General features: G+C 58.5%; 23 protein-coding genes. 1 reads left to right on the top strand and 22 read right to left on the bottom strand.

The annotated features are described in order from the left end of the window. Positions 1–68: 68 nt before the first annotated feature. From OXR61_RS03275 to yceD, 22 genes are all read right to left on the bottom strand, one after another. Positions 69–611, bottom strand: coding sequence for a glycine zipper 2TM domain-containing protein (locus OXR61_RS03275; protein ID WP_031279257.1), 543 nt, complete (start codon positions 609–611; stop codon positions 69–71). Between the two features lie 294 nt (positions 612–905). Beyond that, a complete protein-coding gene (locus tag OXR61_RS03280) occupies positions 906–2,210 on the bottom strand; it encodes an NAD(P)/FAD-dependent oxidoreductase (protein WP_031279261.1) in 1,305 nt (434 codons plus the stop codon). Between the two features lie 212 nt (positions 2,211–2,422). Next, positions 2,423–2,965, bottom strand: a complete 543-nt coding sequence (ycfP, locus tag OXR61_RS03285) for an alpha/beta hydrolase YcfP (RefSeq protein WP_267410766.1) — start codon at positions 2,963–2,965, stop codon at positions 2,423–2,425. Between the two features lie 39 nt (positions 2,966–3,004). Further along, positions 3,005–4,048 (bottom strand): beta-N-acetylhexosaminidase, encoded by a 1,044-nt coding sequence (nagZ, locus tag OXR61_RS03290; RefSeq protein WP_267410767.1) that lies wholly within the window; start codon positions 4,046–4,048, stop codon positions 3,005–3,007. Between the two features lie 15 nt (positions 4,049–4,063). Continuing rightward, positions 4,064–4,879: a thiamine kinase gene (thiK, locus tag OXR61_RS03295; RefSeq protein WP_058775433.1), complete on the bottom strand. Its 816-nt coding sequence runs from the start codon at positions 4,877–4,879 to the stop codon at positions 4,064–4,066. Further along, positions 4,866–5,462 carry a penicillin-binding protein activator LpoB gene (gene lpoB, locus OXR61_RS03300; RefSeq protein WP_127833923.1) on the bottom strand — a complete coding sequence of 199 codons (597 nt, stop codon included), beginning with the start codon at positions 5,460–5,462 and terminating at the stop codon, positions 4,866–4,868. The genes thiK and lpoB overlap by 14 nt, the downstream gene beginning before the upstream one ends. A gap of 10 nt (positions 5,463–5,472) precedes the next feature. Beyond that, positions 5,473–5,838 (bottom strand): YcfL family protein, encoded by a 366-nt coding sequence (locus tag OXR61_RS03305; RefSeq protein WP_021506396.1) that lies wholly within the window; start codon positions 5,836–5,838, stop codon positions 5,473–5,475. 18 nt (positions 5,839–5,856) lie between these two features. Further along, positions 5,857–6,207, bottom strand: coding sequence for a purine nucleoside phosphoramidase (hinT, locus tag OXR61_RS03310; RefSeq protein ID WP_021506397.1), 351 nt, complete (start codon positions 6,205–6,207; stop codon positions 5,857–5,859). 333 nt (positions 6,208–6,540) lie between these two features. Next, entirely contained in the window at positions 6,541–7,974 is a 1,434-nt protein-coding gene (gene ptsG / locus OXR61_RS03315; RefSeq protein WP_021506398.1) for a PTS glucose transporter subunit IIBC, read from the bottom strand. A gap of 286 nt (positions 7,975–8,260) precedes the next feature. Next, the gene (locus OXR61_RS03320; RefSeq protein WP_021506399.1) at positions 8,261–9,052 is read right to left on the bottom strand and encodes a metal-dependent hydrolase; all 792 of its coding nucleotides are present in this window, start codon (positions 9,050–9,052) and stop codon (positions 8,261–8,263) included. A gap of 17 nt (positions 9,053–9,069) precedes the next feature. Beyond that, entirely contained in the window at positions 9,070–10,059 is a 990-nt protein-coding gene (holB, locus tag OXR61_RS03325) for a DNA polymerase III subunit delta' (RefSeq protein WP_021506400.1), read from the bottom strand. After that, entirely contained in the window at positions 10,056–10,691 is a 636-nt protein-coding gene (tmk, locus tag OXR61_RS03330; RefSeq protein WP_021506401.1) for a dTMP kinase, read from the bottom strand. Before tmk ends, holB begins: the two co-directional genes overlap by 4 nt. Continuing rightward, on the bottom strand, positions 10,681–11,700 hold the full coding sequence (gene mltG / locus OXR61_RS03335) for an endolytic transglycosylase MltG (RefSeq protein ID WP_031279266.1): 1,020 nt from the start codon (positions 11,698–11,700) through the stop codon (positions 10,681–10,683). The genes tmk and mltG overlap by 11 nt, the downstream gene beginning before the upstream one ends. Then, positions 11,697–12,509 (bottom strand): aminodeoxychorismate lyase, encoded by an 813-nt coding sequence (gene pabC, locus OXR61_RS03340; RefSeq protein ID WP_021506403.1) that lies wholly within the window; start codon positions 12,507–12,509, stop codon positions 11,697–11,699. Before pabC ends, mltG begins: the two co-directional genes overlap by 4 nt. A gap of 123 nt (positions 12,510–12,632) precedes the next feature. Beyond that, positions 12,633–13,874 carry a beta-ketoacyl-ACP synthase II gene (gene fabF, locus OXR61_RS03345; protein ID WP_031279267.1) on the bottom strand — a complete coding sequence of 414 codons (1,242 nt, stop codon included), beginning with the start codon at positions 13,872–13,874 and terminating at the stop codon, positions 12,633–12,635. A gap of 85 nt (positions 13,875–13,959) precedes the next feature. Continuing rightward, entirely contained in the window at positions 13,960–14,196 is a 237-nt protein-coding gene (gene acpP / locus OXR61_RS03350; protein WP_010617251.1) for an acyl carrier protein, read from the bottom strand. 153 nt (positions 14,197–14,349) lie between these two features. Then, positions 14,350–15,084, bottom strand: coding sequence for a 3-oxoacyl-ACP reductase FabG (gene fabG, locus OXR61_RS03355; protein WP_021506405.1), 735 nt, complete (start codon positions 15,082–15,084; stop codon positions 14,350–14,352). Positions 15,085–15,094: 10 nt separating this feature from the next. After that, on the bottom strand, positions 15,095–16,027 hold the full coding sequence (fabD, locus tag OXR61_RS03360) for an ACP S-malonyltransferase (RefSeq protein ID WP_021506406.1): 933 nt from the start codon (positions 16,025–16,027) through the stop codon (positions 15,095–15,097). A gap of 16 nt (positions 16,028–16,043) precedes the next feature. Next, positions 16,044–16,997 carry a beta-ketoacyl-ACP synthase III gene (locus OXR61_RS03365; RefSeq protein ID WP_021506407.1) on the bottom strand — a complete coding sequence of 318 codons (954 nt, stop codon included), beginning with the start codon at positions 16,995–16,997 and terminating at the stop codon, positions 16,044–16,046. After that, the gene (gene plsX, locus OXR61_RS03370) at positions 16,998–18,038 is read right to left on the bottom strand and encodes a phosphate acyltransferase PlsX (protein WP_031279271.1); all 1,041 of its coding nucleotides are present in this window, start codon (positions 18,036–18,038) and stop codon (positions 16,998–17,000) included. It abuts the gene before it with no gap. A gap of 27 nt (positions 18,039–18,065) precedes the next feature. Beyond that, positions 18,066–18,236 (bottom strand): 50S ribosomal protein L32, encoded by a 171-nt coding sequence (gene rpmF / locus OXR61_RS03375; protein ID WP_016192161.1) that lies wholly within the window; start codon positions 18,234–18,236, stop codon positions 18,066–18,068. Positions 18,237–18,250: 14 nt separating this feature from the next. Continuing rightward, positions 18,251–18,772, bottom strand: coding sequence for a 23S rRNA accumulation protein YceD (yceD, locus tag OXR61_RS03380; RefSeq protein WP_021506409.1), 522 nt, complete (start codon positions 18,770–18,772; stop codon positions 18,251–18,253). Between the two features lie 140 nt (positions 18,773–18,912). Between yceD and OXR61_RS03385 the strand changes: the two genes are divergently transcribed. Beyond that, a complete protein-coding gene (locus tag OXR61_RS03385; protein WP_031279273.1) occupies positions 18,913–19,497 on the top strand; it encodes a nucleoside triphosphate pyrophosphatase in 585 nt (194 codons plus the stop codon). Positions 19,498–19,505: the final 8 nt, after the last annotated feature.

Genomic DNA, 19,505 nt, shown 5'->3' on the forward strand with positions numbered 1-19,505 from the left:
CCTGAGCATAAAAAAAGCGCCTTGCGGCGCTTTTTTTGTTACTGCTGCTGTGAAGTAGCTTTGCCCAATCAGGCCTGATTCGAATTCAGGATCAGCTGACCATTACGGTCGAGCGGGATGCGGGTGCCAGGGTCATTCTCCATGCGGATTTTGCCCTGCTGGTCGCCTATTTTATAGGTCACGTCATAACCCAGCATTTTTTCCTGTTTATCGTACACGGTTTTGCAGCGCTGCTCGCTGGTGGTGTAAGTGTCACGATCCTGCAGCGCACCCTGCACCTGGTTACCGCCGTAGCCGCCTGCCAGCGCACCGGCTACGGTCGCGATATCCCGGCCGCGGCCACCGCCGAACTGGTGACCAATCACCCCACCGGCCACGGCACCCAGTACGGAACCGGCGATGCGGTTCTCATCCTGCACCGGACGACGGTGCGTGAGGGTAACGTTGCGGCACTCCTGACGCGGTTGCTTGATGCTCTCTTTAATTGGGGTTGCCGAAAGCACCTGAGCATACTGCGGGCCACGATCAAACACATCCATGCTGGCGACGGCGGCCACGCCCAACGCTGCTGCTACGCCGATTCCAATACCCGCTAACATTGATTTATTCACAGGAATGTCCTCCTGAAGTTGTTACCGCGCATTCCTGCCGCAACCCGATCCCGGGTTACCGAGGCATAACCGGCGTGCGCGCCGCGCCGTGTTCGTTGGCATAAGTTTTACAGATGGTCCGAAAATGCAACATCAGATTAATGGAGGAAACGCAGCGGAAAGCCAGCAGGACCAGCTTTTAGGAGAGTTCTGAGCGGCAGTGTCATTGCACCGTAACCTGGCGCTGAATGAACGGCAATCAGCCGGTTACGGCAGCCGGGCACGCAGCGGGCGGGGGTGACCGCCCGCCAGCGATTAATGCAGTTTGAGACGCGGACGCAGCACGCGGTTGAGGCTGCCGACCAGCATCATCAGACCGGTCTTGAAGTATCCATGGAGCGCAATCTGGTGCATACGGTACAAGGAGATGTAGACAAAACGCGCAATACGCCCTTCCACCATCATCGAACCGCGCATCAGGTTCCCCATCAGGCTGCCGACGGTACTGAAGCGGGACAGCGACACCAGCGAGCCGTGATCTTTATACACGTAGGCTTTGAGCGGCTTGCCTTTGCGCTGGGCGAGGATGTTTTCCAGCGCACGCGACGCCATCTGATGCGCCGACTGCGCGCGCGGCGGCACGAATCCGCCGCCCGGCAGCGCGCAGGAGGCGCAGTCGCCGATGGCGTAAATATCGTCGTCCAGCGTGGTCTGCAGCGTCTCTTTGACCACCAGCTGATTAATGCGGTTGGTCTCCAGCCCGCCAATCTCTTTCATGAAGTCTGGCGCTTTAATACCCGCCGCCCACACCATCAGATCGGCTTCGATGAATTCGCCCCCTTTGGTATTCAGACCGTTGGCTGCTGCGCTGGTGACCATGGTTTGCGTCAGTACGCGCACGCCAAGCTTGCTCAGCTCCTGATGCGCCGCTGCGGAGATGCGCGGTGGCAACGCAGGCAGAATACGCTCGCCGGCTTCCACCAGCGTAACGTTGAGCGCGCTGCTATCGAGACCTTTATAGCCGTAGCTGTGCAGCTGTTTCACTGCGTTATACAGTTCTGCCGACAGCTCGACGCCGGTCGCGCCGCCGCCGACAATGGCGATATTGACTTTCTGCAGCTGCCCTTCGCTGGCAGAGAAGCGCAGGAACAGGTTGAGCATCTCATTATGGAACCGACGCGCCTGATGCGGGTTGTCGAGGAAGATGCAGTGATCTTTCACGCCTGGCGTGCCGAAATCGTTCGAGGTGCTGCCCAGCGCCATTACCAGACGGTCATACGCCAGTTCGCGCTGCGGTACCAGCAGCCCACCCTCCGCGTCGCGGATCTCAGCCAGTTCAATGGTTTTAGTGTCGCGATTAATTTGCGTCAGCGAACCCAGCTGGAACTGGAAACCGTGGTTGCGCGCATGCGCCAGATAGCTGAGCGCATCAATACCTTCATCCATCGAACCGGTCGCCACTTCATGCAGCAGCGGTTTCCACAGATGGCTGTGGTTACGATCGACCAGGATGATCTCCGCCTTTTTTTTGCGGCCGAGTTTATGGCCGAGCTGCGTTGCCAGCTCCAGCCCTCCGGCACCGCCACCGACGATGACGATTTTTTCCATGCTTGTAGTCAATGAAGACCCCCTCAAAGTTGTAAACCAAAAGTTAATTAATGGTTATATAAAACCTTAATAAACATAGGGTTGGCGACATTTAATCGCGAGCTGAGGGCAGAATAGCACGGCATAATCATCCGGACATAAGAAAATTGATGTACATCAATCTTTGCACTGCATTATCAGAATGTTACACGTTTTGTGCGCCGCATCACACGGCGCAGCAGCACTCAGGCAAGGGTTTTGAACGCTTTGATGCGTTGCAGATGCGGGGCAATATTTTTGAATTTGTGGCTGGCCTCCTCGTCCCACACGATCTCATAGTACGGGTGCAATGCGGCCGCGCTGCGCTGATTATCCAGCGCTTCATCGTGACGTGACAAAATGGTCAGGCAGCGGTCGCGGTTCTTTTCACGGAAGTTGCTGACGCATTTGGTGGCGATATCAAGATACTCTTCCGGCCGGTCGATCTTGCCTTCCATGTTTTCATCGGGAAACAGGTTGGGATTGAATATCGCCTGGCGCATGCCGCAAAGGAAGCCGATGCGTTCTGCCCAGTAGCCGCCCAGGCCGACGCCACAAATCAACGGATGCTCATCGCTGCCCTGCTGGAGCAGTTTGTCGCACTCTTTCAGCAGAAACTGCATGTCGTGTTTCGGATGGCGGGTGCTGTAGCTAATAAGTCTGACGTCCGGGTCAATAAACTGCAGCTGCAGCACCTTTTCATGGTTGCCCGGACTGTTGGAATCAAAACCGTGCAGATAGATGATCATGATTATCCTCAGCGTGGAGTGAGATCCGGGCAGCGGCGATTATCTGCCCGACGCTTTGTGCGCCAGCCAGCGATCCTGCAGGTCACTGAGCTGACGCTGATTTTGCCGCCAGCGCTCGCTGGCCTGCAAACTCTGACGGTCAAAACGTCCCTGATGGTATAACTGCGTGACGCGCGTCGCCTGGATCGGCGTCAAATTATCCAGCACGCTCACCGCGCCAGCACGCTGATTGCACACCAGGATCATATCGCAGCCGGCATTCAGCGACTGCTGAGCCCGTTCCGCGTAGCTGCCCATCACTGCCGCGCCCTCCATCGACAGATCGTCTGAGAAGATCACCCCGTTGAAGCCCAGCTCCTGCCGCAGCACCGTTTGCAGCCAGTAAGGCGAACCACTGGCCGGCAGCGGGTCCACTTCAGTATAGATAACATGCGCGGGCATCACCGCATCCAGCAGCTGCTCATCAATCAGCTGCTGGAAGATTGCCATGTCGTGCTGGCGCAGCGTGGCCACATCGCGCGTGTCGCGCGGCGTCTCTTTGTGCGAATCCGCGCTGACCGCGCCGTGGCCCGGGAAGTGCTTGCCGGTGGTTTTCATGCCGGCTTCGTGCATGCCGTGGATAAACTGGCGCGCCATCTGCAGCGCAATCGCCGGATCGGCATGGAAAGCGCGATCGCCGATGGCCGCGCTGATGTGGCCGATATCCAGCACCGGCGCAAAGCTGATATCGATATCCATGGCGATCATTTCCGCCGCCATTTGCCAGCCGGCCTGCTGCGCCAGCTCGCCGGCGCGTGCCATGTCATGCAGCGCGGCGAACGATTGCATCGCCGGCAGCTGAGTAAAACCGTCGCGGAAGCGCTGCACGCGTCCGCCTTCCTGATCGACCGCCACCAGCAGCCGGTTGCGCGACGCCGCGCGGATCTGGCGTACCAGCTCCGCCAGCTGCGCAACATCATGGAAGTTGCGGGCGAACAGGATCAGTCCGCCTGTCAGCGGATGTTGCAGAATTTCGCGCTCTTCGGCGTCCAGCTCGTAGCCTTCGACGTCCAGCATCAGCGGTCCGGGCGTTGTCATCGTCATGTTTCGGTTCCTGAATTAAAGATCCTGCCAGCTGGCCTGCGCCAGCCGTTGCAATGTTTGGTCATGGCTCTGCTCCGCGCGCAGCTGATACCAGCTGGCCATCAGCAGCTGCAGCCACGGCTGCCAGCGCCGGCTTTGACGCCGCAGCGCCGTTGCCGACAGCCGCGCCTCGGCGGCATAGTCGGTTATCCAGTGATCGTGTTCAGCGCCATCCACCGCGCCGACAGCGGCCAGCTCCAGCGCCACATCGCCATCCGCAGCATATTCCCAGTCAATTAAACGCAGGCCATCCGGTGTGGCAATCAGATTGCCAGGGTGGACGTCCATGTGCAGCGGTGCCAGCCGCAGCGGCGACGGTTCGCCGCGCTGCAGCAACTGGTTTAAGCGCCGCTGCCAGCGCCAGTGCCGCTGCTGACACAGCTGCCAGTAGCGCTGCAGCAACGGTGCCAGCCGTAAGCGATAACCGGTCAGCGGCTGGTGATGCAGGCGCAGCAGCAGCGTCAGCACCGCTGCGCGCTGCGCGCTGAACTGATCCGGCGACAGCACCTCGCCCGGCAGCCAGCGCTGCAGCAGCCACGGCGCCTGCCACGTCAGCGGCTGCGGCGCCAGCGCCGTAGTACGCAACTGACGCAGGATGCGGTATTCGCGCTGACGATCGACAAACGGGATGGGCTGCGACGGTGTCCGGCGCGCCAGCAGATCGCCCTGCTCGCTGCGTACCTGCACGCTGTTACCGCTCAGTCCTGGCAGCGCGAAAAAATGACCGGCAGCTTGCGCCGTCGGCCATTGTTGCTGAACCAGATGCTGCAGCCGGGGATCAGGGTTGTGCAACGCCGTTGCCCGACCAGATGATTTCGCCGGTCTGCACCAGCATCAGCTGCATTTGCAGCGTAGGAGCTTTCACATCGCCCTGCGCGTTGCTATACAGCACATACTGCGCGTTGACGATGCGCGCCAGGCCAATCGCTTTGCTGCGCGAGTTGAGGCTATCCTCTGGCGACAGGCCGAGCGTTTGCTTCGCCTGATTAAGCTGATCGTTTGAGACCAGGCTGAACTTACCGTTATTGGCCAGCGCGTTCTCAATCGCTGCCGTGGCTTTTTCCGTTTGCAGCGAGCCGTTGGTGCTGTTTTTGATGCGATCCACCAGCAGCACGCTGCCCGGATTGACGCCCGCCGACTGCACCATATTGGCGACTAACGGCTGGACGCTGGCGTTCCAGTTGATGGTTTTCAGCTTCGGCGGCTGCGGCACAGTTTGCGGCGGCGGCACCGGCTGCGCGGGCGGTTGTTCTGGCTGGGTTGGCGTGGTCGGCTGCGTCGGTTCAACCGGCGCCGGGGTTTGTTGTTTCACCACACAACCGGTGAGCATCAGCGCAAACAGTAGCGCGCCGGAACGTTGTACACTGCGAATCACAGGTTACTCCTCAAAGATAAAGATAGAGACGCACCTTGCTGGCGGTCGGGTTACCCATTTGCGAGGCCACTTCTACGCTGCCGTGCGCCGGTACGGTTTGAGTCTGCGCCGGCTCCTGCGGCTCAATCTCCAGCCCTTTGTCATCGTACCAGTAGAAACGATAGTGCACGGTGACCGGCGTTTCACGCAGATTTTGCAGCACGCTGGCGGCGCGCTGCTGGCCGTCGCGGCTGGTCAGCGCAGGCTCATCGGTGATGATGCCCGCCGACAGTACGGCAGACTCCATCACCAGCGACTGGGAGGTGTTGATCATCGGCTTATCGCTGCTGCAGCCCACCAGGGTCAGCAACAGCAAGCCGCTCAGCCATTGACGCATCACAAGGTCCGCCTGAGGTTAGATGGCCAGCATCGGGCCCAGCGGCTGTCCGCCGACCAGGTGCATATGAATGTGGTAAACCTCCTGCCCACCGTGACGGTTGCAGTTGATGATCAGGCGATAGCCATCTTCGGCGATGCCTTCATCGCGGGCAATTTTTGCGGCGGCGGTCACCATGCGGCCCAGCGCCTGCTCATGCGCCGCCTGTACATCGTTGGCGGTCGGAATCAGTACATTGGGGACAATCAGTATGTGGGTAGGCGCTTTGGGCGCGATATCGCGGAAGGCGGTGACCAGTTCGTCCTGATAAACCACGTCGGCGGGAATTTCGCGACGAATGATTTTACTGAAAATGGTTTCTTCAGCCATGGTGCAGTTCCTTAAGCCTGAGTTCAGTCAGGCAGTATGCGTGAGGAATTCCGTTTCTTTCAACCTCAGGACCACTTTTCTTCATTAAATGGCTGCCTTTGCATCACTTTTTCACGCTGGCGCGGCGCGGCCGGCGGTGTCTGGCGGCAGTAAAATAAAAAACCCCTCGGATGAGGGGTTTTGTCGCACCGAAGTTGCAGTGCGGTGAAGCGGCGGCAGAGGAGTAAAGCGTCCCGCGACAGGGATGTCGCGGGCCGAGCCCCAGGGATGGTGTTGGCGTCTTTACGATCTGACGCCGCTTCACCGCACCGGCCCGGCCTGCCGTCATGTCACTTACATACTGCGGATATAATCATCCATCTCGGTTTTCAGGTTATCGGACTTGGTGCCGAAAATCGCCTGCACACCGGAACCGGCCACCACCACACCACGCGCGCCGAGGTTTTTCAGTTCAGCCTGATCCACCTTCGCTACGTCCGCCACGCTAACGCGCAGACGGGTAATACAGGCATCAAGGTTAGTAATGTTCTCTTTGCCACCGAACGCCGTGACCAGCTTGCCCGCCATTTCACTGCCGGTCGCGCTGCTCTGCTCCATCGCCGTGTCTTCACGACCCGGGGTTTTCAGATTCAGTTTAGCGATCAGCACGCGGAATACGGTGTAGTACACCAGACCGTAGATGATACCGACAATCGGGAACAGCCAGATTTTGCTGCTGTTGCCGCTCAGCACGATGAAGTCGATCAGACCGTGTGAGAAGCTGGTGCCATCTCGCATGCCCAGCAGAATACAGATTGGGAACGCCAGGCCCGCCAGGATGGCATGGATCACATACAGGATCGGTGCCACGAACATGAACGAGAACTCGATCGGCTCGGTGATACCGGTCAGGAACGAGGTCAGCGCAGCGGAGATCATGATACCGCCCACTTTGGCGCGGTTTTCAGGTTTAGCAGAATGCCAGATGGCGATAGCCGCAGCCGGCAGACCGTACATCTTGAACAGGAAGCCGCCAGACAGTTTACCGGCAGTCGGGTCACCCGCCATGTAGCGCGGAATGTCACCGTGGAAGACCTGACCAGCCGCGTTGGTGAATTCACCAATCTGCATCTGGAAAGGAACGTTCCAGATGTGATGCAGACCAAACGGCACCAGCGCACGCTCAACTACACCGTAAATACCGAACGCCACCACCGGGTTCTGATAGGCCGCCCACTGCGAAAAGTCCTGAATAGCGGTACCAATAGGTGGCCAGATGAAGGACAGCACCACACCGGTGAAAATCGCGGTCAGACCGGAAATGATCGGCACAAAGCGCTTACCGGCAAAGAAGCCGAGGTATTCCGGCAGCTTGATACGGTAGAAGCGGTTGAACATATAGGCTGCAATCGAACCGGCAATAATGCCGCCCAGCACCCCGGTATCGGCGAGGTGTTTGGCTTCAATCTCGGCTGCCGGCAGATGCAGAACCAGCGGCGCGACCACAGCCAGGGTTTTCACCATAATGCCGTAGGCGACCACGGCGGCCAGCGCCGACACGCCGTCGTTATTGGTAAAGCCCAGTGCCACACCGATCGCAAAGATCAGCGGCATGTTAGCAAACACCGATCCACCCGCTTCGGCCATCACGTGGGAAACCACTTCCGGCAGCCAGCTGAAGTTAGCAGAACCAACACCTAACAAAATACCGGCAATCGGCAGAACCGATACCGGCAACATCAGCGATTTACCTACCTTTTGCAGGTTCGCAAATGCGTTCTTGAACATAGAAGCTCCTGAGTATGAGTGCATTTTTTAGCGCAGTGCGCATGGCAAAGGGGGAGGATCCTTAGCCGGGGTGACGCTGAGCGTCTTTTGATTTATTACGAAGGGTAAAATAAATGACGACACGTTACTTTGACGGCTATCACGTTTCACCAAACACAGTGCTGAAATTTCAGTCATTTCTTACTGACTTGCTGCTATAAACAGCAATAAATCACTGCCTGCGCCGCGAAACACGCAGCGCAGATGAGTGATTTCAGATTAATTACAGAGTTTGAAATAAAGCGCGTTAGCCGCCGAGTCGGCTCATCGGCACCTTAAACAGGCGGGAGAAGTTTTCCGTGGTGGCGGCCGCCAGGGTAGCAAGATCGACGCCCTTCACCACGGCCATATACTCAGCTACGTCGCGGGTGAAGGCCGGCTGGTTTTCTTTGCCGCGATGCGGTACTGGTGCCAGATAGGGTGAATCGGTTTCAACCAGAATGCGATCCAGCGGTACATAGCGCGCTGCTTCGCGGATCTGTTCAGCGTTGCGAAAGGTCACAATGCCGGAGAAGGAGATGTAGAACCCAAGATCCAGCAGCTGCGCCGCCGTCTCTTTGTCTTCCGTGAAACAGTGCAGCACGCCGCCGCACCGCTCTACCTGCTCTTCACGCAGAATGGCCAGCGTGTCTTCGCGCGCATCGCGGGTGTGCACAATAATCGGCTTATTCAGCGCAATGCCGGTGCGGATGTGCTCACGGAACGAGGCCTGCTGCTGCGCTTTGGTCTCCTGCTGGTAAAAATAATCCAGCCCGGTTTCGCCCAGTGCAATCACCTGCTCTTCCGCCGCCAGACGGCGAAACTCTTCCACGTCATACGGCGTTTCCTGATTGAGCGGATGCACGCCGCAGGCCAGCGCGATGTTGTCGCGATCGCCGACCAGCTGTTTGATTTTGTAGTAATCCGGCAGCGTGGTGGCAATCGCCAGCATGAATTTCACATCCCGCGCCGCCGCTTTGGCAATCACGTCATCCAGATCGCGGTGCTGGGTTTCATAATCAAGGCCATCAAGATGGCAGTGCGAATCAACAATAAACATAGATCTCTCTTTTACTCTTAGCCGACCGTCGCGGGAGACAGCAAACGTCCCCAGGCAAGCAGACAGTCGGTCAGAATCAGTTCACGATTAAGCGCCGCTACGTGCAGCAGCTGCTCGCGACACTGCAGCCACTGCTGCACGCTGGCATTCAGCGCGCTGCTGCTGAACTGCTGCGCCAGCTGCGTCACCACGTCCGGGCGATCGCCATTACTCAGCCAGTTGCTGGCGCCCTGCTGCACTTTCATCGCATCCACCAGCAGCGAAAGCAGCCAGCCGAGGCGAACCGCCACATCGTCGCTGTTGAGCGCCGGCAACAGCTGCAGAATATCGCCGCTCAGTGCGCTGTTCAGGCTGTCGCACAGCGTTTGCCGTGCCTGCCAGCGGTCCGGCTGTAACAAGGCCAGCGCCGCAGCAGGTGCACCGTTGCTCAGACGCAGCGCCGCGCGCAGAATCGCTTCCGGCTGCGGCTGCTGTTTCTGCAGCCATTGCAGGCTGTGCGTCTCTTCCGGCGGCGACAGATGCCACGTCATACAGCGGCTGCGCAGCGTGGCCAGCAGTCGCGACGGCTCGCGCACGCTGAGGAAAAACCAGCAGTTAGCGGGCGGCTCTTCCAGCGTTTTCAGTAGCGCGTTGGCGGCGGCTTCGGTCAGTTGCGTCGCATCCGGCAGCCAGACAATTTTCGCGCCACCCTGCTGGGCAAAATGGTACAGCTTCTCACTGACGTCGCGAACCGCATCAATGCCGAGCGAGGCTTTTCCCTTTTCCGCTTCCAGCCGATACCAGTCCGGATGGGTGTGCGCCTGCATCAGCTGGCAGCCGTGACACTGGCCGCAGCTTTTCAGTCCCTGCGGCTGCTGACACATCAGCCAGCGGCTGACGCCCCACACCAGCGCATCGTCGCCCATGCCGTCGATGGCCTGAATCAGCAGCGCATGATGTGCCTGTCCACTCTGATGGCGGGCAATGATCTGTCGGTACGGCTGGTTCAGCCACGGATACCAGTTCATGCCGCCTGACCTGCCAGCCACTGACGCAGCACGGCTTTAAGTGACGCTGTCACATTCTCAATCGGCTGCATCGCATCGATGCTTTTGATGGTTGGATCGGCAGCGGCCAGCGCCTGGTAGCGTTCGCGCGTGCGGGTAAAAAAGTTCAGCGACTCCTGCTCAATGCGATCCAGTTCGCCGCGCGCCCGGGCACGCTGCAGGCCAATCTCCGGCGTGACGTCGAGATAGAGCGTCAGGTCGGGACGAAAATCGCCCAGCACCGCATCGCGCAGCGTGGTCATCAGCTGAGTGTCGAGTCCGCGACCGCCGCCCTGATACGCCTGCGACGAAAGATCGTGACGATCGCCCACTACCCAGGCACCGCGTGCCAGCGCCGGTTTGATGACGTTTTCTACCAGCTGCACCCGCGCGGCATACAGCATCAGCAGCTCGGCTTTATCACTCACCTGTTCGCCATCAATGCCCTGCTTCACCAGCACGCGCAGCTGTTCGGCCAAGGGCGTGCCGCCCGGCTCACGGGTAAAGACCACGTCTTCAATGCCCTGCTCATGCAGGACCGCAACCACCGCCTCACGCGCGGTGGTTTTGCCCGCGCCTTCCAGCCCTTCGATGACGATAAACTTACTTTTCATTTTTTTCCTTCATCGCCAGCCGGTAAACCTGCACGGCTTTATTATGACTGGCCAGATTGGTGGTAAAGGTGTGACCGCCTTTGCCATCCGCGACGAAATAGAGGTAATTGGTCTTCTCCGGATGGGCCGCCGCTTCCAGCGAGGCGCGCCCCGGCATGGCAATCGGTCCCGGCGGCAGGCCGCTGATGGTATAGGTATTGTACGCGGTCGGGGTCTCAAGATCCTTGCGCGTCAGCGTACCGGTATAGCTGCCGCCCATTCCGTAGATCACCGTGGGATCGGTCTGCAGTTTCATACCGGTGCGCAGGCGATTGATGAATACCGAGGCAACGCGCGCGCGCTCTTCGCTGACGCCGGTCTCTTTTTCTATAATCGACGCCATGGTGACCATCTGCTGCGGCGTTTTATACGGCAGACTGGCCATCCGCCCCTGCCAGATCTCATCCACCAGCTTGTTCATGCGCACGTGCGCCCGCTCCAGCAGTGCCACATCGCTGGTGTTGGCAGTATACAGATAGGTATCCGGATAGAAACCGCCTTCCAGCTGGCTGACATCAAGCTTAAGCGCGGCCGCAACGCTGGCAAATTCATCATCCGGCAGCGTGTGTTTAAGGTATGGCGCTTTACGCAGCTCAGCCAGCCACTCTTTCAGCCGGGAACCCTCGACAAAGCGCAGCGGAAATTGCGCCTCTTTGCCGCTGGCCAGCAATTGCAGTAGCTGGCGCACCGTCATGCCGGTCTCAAGGCGATACGTCCCGGCTTTGAAGTTAGCCAGATCGGGCTCCAGCTTCAGCAACGGGCCAAACCAGATGCTTTGCGGAATGATGTGCTGGCTCTCCAGCTGCGCTTCCAGCACCACGCGACCGCTGCCGGCCGGCAGGGTATACAGGGTTTCCTGGTGAATGGTTAATGGCGTCGCGGCAAAGCGTTTAATCTGCCAGTAGCTCAATGCGGCAGCCAGGCCAGCGATGACTACGGCGCCGGCAACTATTTTTTTCATTCGGGTCATGATGCTTCCATCGTCTGGCAACTGGCGAGCAGTTGCTGGTACAGCGTGCGTGCGGAAAAGGTGACGTCGTCAATTTGCCGCACGGGTAATACTGGCATCAGCGCGTTACAGATCACCACTTCATCGGCGCTTAACACCGCCGATCGGCTGGCCTCCACCTGCTGGCAGTCGTGACCGGCCTGGGCCAGCCGCGCCAGCAGATAACGACGCATGATGCCATCAACGCCGGCCTGCGCGAGGCGCGGCGTGAAAATGGCCTCACCGCTGCGCCAGAATAAATTGGCCGCACAGCATTCCACTACCGTCCCGGCGGTGTCAAGCACCAGCGCTTCGTCAGCGTCGCACGCGTCCAGCTGCTGGCGAATCAGCACCTGCTCCAGCCGGTTAAGATGTTTGATGCCGGCCAGCAGCGGGTTCTGCGCCAGCCGCACCGGGCTGGTCACCAGCCGCGCGCCCTGCTGCTGCAGCGTGGCGTAGTGCTGTGGCCAGGGTGCGAGCGCGATGATACGCGTGGGTTGCGTGCAGCCGGCGCGACTGTAGCCGCGTCCGCCCGCGCCGGGCGTCAGGATCACTTTGAGCACCGCTTCGCGCTGGCCCGCCGCCGCGCGGCGCATCTCTTCCGCCAGTAAGGCGCGATCCGGCGCGGCCATCAGCAAACGCTGGCAGCCGTCCTGCAGACGCTGCAGATGCGCCTCCAGCAGCTGGATACGGCCCTCTCTGACTGCCGCCGTGGTGAAACAGCCGTCACCAAACTGCACCGCGCGGTCGCGGGCAGAAAGGGTGTCCTGTGCCACTCCGTTAATCCACATGCGCTTCTCCTCTGCCGCTGGCGTCAGCGTTGAATAGCACTGTGGCGCGTAACATTCCACGCCACTGCGTGACAAAATATAAAAAAGGCCCGCATTGCGGGCCTCTGTTCGGCTGGATAGCGCTTATACCTTGCGGAAGATCAGCGAGCCGTTGGTGCCGCCGAATCCAAAGGAGTTACACAGCGTGTACTCCAGTCCGCTGACCTGGCGCGCCGTGTGCGGCACAAAGTCCAGATCGCAACCTTCGTCAGGATTGTCGAGGTTGATGGTGGGCGGAACCGCCTGGTCGCGCAGCGCAAGAATCGAGTAAATCGCTTCTACCGCGCCCGCCGCACCCAGCAGGTGACCGGTCATCGACTTGGTCGAGCTGACCATCACGCTGTGCGCTGACGCACCAAATACCGACTTCACCGCCTGCGCTTCGGCTTTGTCACCGGCCGGCGTTGAGGTGCCGTGCGCGTTAACATAGCCAATCTGCGCCGGATCCAGCTGCGCGTCACGCAGCGCGTTGACCATCGCTGCGGCTGCACCTGAACCGTCTTCCGGTGGTGATGTCATGTGGTAAGCGTCGCTGCTCATGCCGAAACCAACAATTTCCGCATAAATCTTCGCACCGCGTTTTTTCGCGTGTTCGTACTCTTCCAGCACCACGATACCGGCACCGTCGCCCAGCACGAAACCGTCACGATCTTTATCCCACGGACGGCTCGCCGCCTGTGGATTGTCGTTACGGGTAGAGAGCGCACGCGCCGCGCCGAAACCGCCCACGCCCAGTGGCGTACTGGCTTTCTCAGCACCGCCGGCCAGCATCACATCCGCGTCGTTATACGCGATGATGCGCGCCGCATGACCAATATTGTGCACGCCAGACGTACAGGCGGTCGCAATCGAGATGCTCGGGCCTTTCAGGCCGTACATAATGGTCAGGTGGCCAGCGACCATGTTAACGATGGTTGAAGGCACAAAGAATGGGCTGATTTTGCGCGGACCGCCATTGACCAGCGAGGTATGGTTATCTTCGATCAAACCCAGACCGCCGATGCCGGAACCGATAGCCGCACCGATGCGTCCGGCATTCTCGTCGGTTACGACCAGACCGGAGTCCGCCATAGCCTGAATACCGGCCACAATGCCGTACTGGATGAAGTCATCCATCTTGCGTTGATCTTTGCGCGAGATGTATTCATCGCAGTTAAAATCTTTCACCAGACCCGCAAAACGCGTTGCGTAGGCACTGGTATCAAAATGGTCGATCAGGTTAATGCCGCTCTGACCGGCAAGGAGAGCACGCCAGGTAGACTCTACGGTATTGCCGACAGGAGACAACATGCCAAGACCGGTCACAACTACACGACGCTTAGACACGTTCGTCCTCCAGGGAGGGAAATAATGACGCTATGTGGGGCAAACATAAAACTCAGGCGGTCGAATGACCGCCTGAAGATATTCATTAACCTTTATGGTTATTGATATAGTCGATCGCTGCCTGAACGGTAGTGATTTTCTCAGCTTCTTCGTCTGGAATTTCAGTATCAAACTCTTCTTCCAGAGCCATTACCAGCTCAACGGTGTCAAGAGAATCTGCACCCAGGTCTTCAACGAAAGAAGCGCCGTTAACCACTTCGTCTTCTTTAACGCCCAGCTGCTCAGCTACGATTTTCTTAACGCGTTGTTCGATATCGCTCATACTATTTAATTTCCTATCAAAACTCGCTTTCGCGATGGTTTTCGTAGTGTATAAAATGTTGAAAAAGATGCAACAAAATCCCGGCTGGTCGAACCACGATTTTGCGTTATTCTGCGGTGTTTACCGCAGATAATGCAAATGATTTCGTGATTATCAGACCATGTACATGCCGCCATTGACGTGCAGCGTCTCACCCGTGATGTAGGCGGCTTCGTCAGAGGCTAAGAATGCAACAGCATTGGCAATCTCCTGCGGGTCGCCTAAACGACCTGCCGGCACTTCTGCCAGAATGCCCGAGCGCTGATCTTCGTTCAGTGCACGCGTCATGTCCGTCTCAATGAAGCCCGGAGCCACGACGTTTACGGTAATGCCACGTGACGCAACTTCTCGCGCCAGTGATTTGCTAAAGCCAATCAAACCTGCTTTTGCTGCCGCATAGTTTGCCTGACCCGCGTTACCCATGGTTCCAACTACCGAACCGATGGTAATGATACGGCCCACGCGCTTTTTCATCATGGCACGCATGACCGCCTTCGACAGGCGGAACACCGATGTCAGGTTGGTATCGAGGATATCCGCCCACTCATCGTCTTTCATGCGCATCAGCAGATTGTCACGCGTAATGCCTGCATTATTGACCAAAATGTCAACTTCGCCAAATTCGGCGCGAACTTTCTCGAGCACGCTCTCAATAGAGGCCGCATCGGTCACGTTCAGCAGCAGACCTTTGCCCTTGTCGCCGAGGTAAGCACTGATGGCTTCCGCGCCGCTTTCGCTGGTGGCAGTACCCACCACTTTTGCACCGCGTGCCGCCAGCGTTTCCGCGATGGCACGTCCGATACCGCGGCTGGCGCCGGTCACCAGCGCTACTTTACCTTCAAAGCTCATGATTTTCCTCTTATTCCTGGCCAAGCGCCGCAGCCAGTGACGACGGATCGTTCACCGCTGCAGCCGTCAGGCTGTCCACAATTCGTTTGGTCAGGCCGGTCAGCACTTTACCCGGACCGATTTCCAGCAGTTCAGTCACGCCCTGTGCAGCAATAAACTCAACCGCCTCAGTCCAGCGCACCGGGCTGTACAGCTGACGCACCAGCGCGCTGCGAATCGCCGCGGCGTCGCTTTCGCACTTAACGTCAACGTTATTGACCACCGGTACCGACGGTACATTGAAGGTCACGCTTTCCAGCGCCACCGCCAGCTTATCCGCCGCAGGTTTCATCAGCGCGCAGTGTGACGGCACGCTGACCGGCAGCGGCAGCGCGCGCTTGGCGCCGGCCGCTTTACAGGCGGCACCGGCACGTTCAACCGCTTCTTTATTGCCGGCGATAACCACCTGACCCGGCGAGTTGAAGTTGACCGGCGAAACTACCTGGCCCTGCGCGCTCTCTTCACAAGCTTTGCGAATTGCCGCGTCGTCGAGACCGATAATCGCCTGCATGGCGCCCGTACCTTCCGGCACCGCTTCCTGCATCAGTTTACCGCGCAGTTCAACCAGCTTGATGGCGTCAGCAAAATTCAGCACGCCCGCACACACCAGCGCAGAGTATTCACCGAGGCTGTGTCCGGCCATCAGCGCGGGCTGCGCGCCATTTTTGCTCTGCCAGACGCGATAAATCGCGACCGAGGCTGCCAGCAGCGCCGGCTGGGTCTGCCAGGTTTTATTCAGCTCTTCAGCCGGGCCCTGCTGGACCAGCTGCCATAAATCGTAACCCAGCGCGTCAGAAGCTTCACGGAAAGTGGCTTCAACCTGTGGATTTTCCGCTGCCAGATCGGCCAGCATGCCGACGGTCTGCGATCCCTGTCCCGGGAAAACAAAAGCAATTTGCGTCATCTTGCGTTCCTGTCAATCAAAAGCGAACCAGCGCCGAGCCCCAGGTGAAACCGCCACCAAAGGCCTCGAGCAAAATCAGGTGTCCGGGCTTGATGCGGCCATCACGTACCGCTTCGTCCAGCGCGCTTGGCACCGACGCTGCCGAGGTGTTGCCGTGTCGATCCAGCGTCACCACCACTTTATCCATGCCCATGCCGAGCTTTTTGGCGGTGGCGCTGATGATGCGCAGGTTCGCCTGATGCGGCACCAGCCAGTCAAGCTGTTCACGATCGAGATTATTCGCCTGCAGCGTTTCATCGACGATATGCGCCAGCTCAGTGACCGCGACTTTAAATACTTCGTTGCCGGCCATGGTAAGGTAAGCAGGCTCATCCTGATGCGCGCGATCCTGGTACGGCAGCGTCAGCAGCTTACCGTAGCGGCCATCGGCATGCAGATGCGTGGAGAGAATGCCCGCTTCTTCACTTGCGCCGAGCACCACGGCACCCGCGCCATCACCAAACAGGATGATGGTACCGCGATCGTCAGGATCGAGGGTGCGAGCCAGCACATCCGCGCCAATCACCAGCGCGTGCTTCACCGCACCGTTTTTGATGTATTGATCGGCCACGCTCAGTGCATAGGTAAAGCCGGCACAGGCGGCCGCGAGATCGAAGGCGGCGCAGTCGTTGATTTCCAGCATCTGCTGAATCATGCACGCTGAGCTCGGGAAGGCGTGGCTGGAAGAAGTAGTTGCCACGATGATCAGGCCAACGTCGCTGGCTGCCACGCCCGCCATCTCCAGCGCACGCTGGGCAGCGGTGAAGCCCATGCTGGCCACCGTTTCATCCGGTGCCGCAATGCGACGTTCACGAATACCGGTCCGGGTGACAATCCACTCGTCCGAAGTCTCCACCATTTTTTCCAGGTCCGCATTGCTGCGAACCTGCTCAGGCAAATAGCTGCCCGTACCGATAATTTTGGTAAACATCTACGCTTTGTCACTCCTGGCTAATACAGCGTCAAGGCGCGCGGCAATTCTCTCGGGAACTTGCTTGCGCACCGCCTGCTCTGCCTGTTCTATCGCCACGGCAAACGCGCGTTGATTCGCCGCGCCGTGGCTCTTGATCACTGTCCCGCGCAATCCTAACAGACAAGCGCCATTGTACTGGTCGGGGTTGAGATGACCGAAAAGTTTAGCCAGACGCTTTTGGATCCAGCGTCCCAGCCATTTCAGCCACCAGGCCCGTTTTTTTCCTTCACCTGACGATTTGAGCAGAGAAAGAAACATTCTTACCACGCCTTCCATGGTCTTCAACGTGACATTACCCACGAAGCCATCACAGACCAGCACATCCGTCTTGCCGGTGAGGAGATCGTTCCCCTCAAGGTAACCAATATAGTTGATCTGCGGCGAGGCCCGCAGCACCGCCGATGCGGCGCGAATCGTCTCCAGCCCCTTCGTCTCTTCCTGACCGATGTTGAGCAGCGCGACGCGCGGCTGGCTGATTTCCAGCACTTCTTCCGCCATCACCGCACCCATCACTGCAAACTGCACCAGCATTTCACTGTCGGAATCGACGTTAGCGCCCAGATCCAGCACCACCGTCTTGCCGTGCTGCTGATGTGGCAGCACGGTCATCAACGCCGGACGCTCAATGCCATCCAGCGGCTTCAGTAATAATTTTGCCAGGCCCATCAGCGCACCGGTATTGCCGGCACTGACGCACGCCTGCGCTTTCCCCTCTTTCACCAGCTCTAACGCCACGCGCATGGAGCTGCCGCGGCTGTTACGAATCGCCTGCGAGGGTTTGGCATCACTTGCAATAACCGATTCGGCAGGGATTACCTGCACACGCCCCAGTAACGAGGAATCCGCTTTGGCAAGAAATGACGAGATGATGTCGGGATCGCCGACCAGAAGAAGAACCAGCTGCGAATGAGAGGCCAGTGCCTGCAAGGCTGCAGGCACTGTCACGCAGGGACCGAAGTCCCCGCCCATGGCATCAACTGCCAGGGTCAAACGTGTCAAGGTATCGCCTTGCGTAACCGCAAAGAATTACTTGGTGATAACCTTGCGACCGCGGTAGTAACCATCCGCAGTGATATGGTGACGCAGATGAGTTTCACCAGAAACTTTATCTACTGACAGAGTGGTAGTGGTCAGCGCATCGTGCGAACGACGCATACCACGCTTAGAACGGGTTGGTTTATTCTGTTGTACGGCCATGGACCTTACTCCTATTACTTACGCTTTAAACTGGCTAATACGGCAAATGGGTTTGGTTTTTCCACCTCTTCAGGCAGCTGGCCAAAGACCATGTCCGCGTCGGACACTTCACAGTGTTCAGAATCATGCACCGGAACGACCGGCAGCGCGAGGATGAGTTCATCTTCGATCACCGCCAGCAGGTCGATTTCACCGAAATCGTTGACATCGACCGGCTCGTAGGCTTCCGGCAGTGCCTCGGCCTGCTCATCAGAAGAGACAGGACTGAAGCAATAGCTTACGTGCACAGCATGCGGGAACGGTTGGTTGCAGCGTTGACATAACAACGTTACCTGCACATCGGCTGTTCCTTGCAGAACCGCGAGGCGCTGGTTGTCAACCGCAAACGACATGGCACATTCCACATCACTGTCCACACTCACGACCGTTTCGGCCAGGCGCGCCACCAATTCAGGTGCGTAAACACCGTGATAATCCAGGCGTTTTTGCGCGGCGCGGACCGGATCGAGCGTCAGGGGTAATTTTACCTTTTGCATAGGGCGCGCATATTAACTTTGTAACGTCATAGAGTCAAAGAAAAAGGCCGGTTTACAGCATCTTTCACCCGTTAGTCGCATCCAGTGCGGCGCATAGTTTAAAATGCCTGTCATCTTTACGCTATCACTTCTGCAAAAAAATGATGACACCGCTGGTTTTAGCCTCAACCTCTCCGTTCCGTCAGGCGCTGCTGCGCAAGCTCGGCCTGCCGTTTATCACTGCCGCCCCTGAAAGCGATGAAACGCCGCTGCCGGGAGAAGCCGCGCCGCAGCTGGTGCAGCGTCTGGCCATCGCCAAAGCGCAGGCGCTGGCCGCGCGCTATCCTGCCCACTGGATCATTGGGTCCGATCAGGTCTGTGTACTGGATGGCCACATCGCCGGCAAGCCGCATACCGCAGAGAACGCCTGCCAGCAGCTGGCGCTGGCGAGCGGTAAAGCCATCACCTTTTATACCGGTCTGGCACTGATTCACCCTGCCAGCGCGCAGCAGCATGTGCTGTGTGAACCCTTTACCGTGCATTTTCGGCAACTGAGCGCGGCAGAGATTGCGCGCTACGTCGAGCTGGAGCAGCCGCTGCAGTGCGCCGGCAGTTTCAAAAGTGAGGGACTGGGGATTTGTCTGTTCGAACGGCTGGAGGGGCGCGATCCCAATAGCCTGATTGGCTTACCGCTGATCGCGCTGAATGGCCTGCTAAGGCAGGCGGGCATCAACCCGCTGAGCTGATGCCACGC

The sequence above is a fragment of the Pantoea sp. GM_Pan_4 genome (genome assembly GCF_026541005.1).
In the GTDB taxonomy this organism is placed as follows: domain Bacteria; phylum Pseudomonadota; class Gammaproteobacteria; order Enterobacterales; family Enterobacteriaceae; genus Pantoea; species Pantoea dispersa.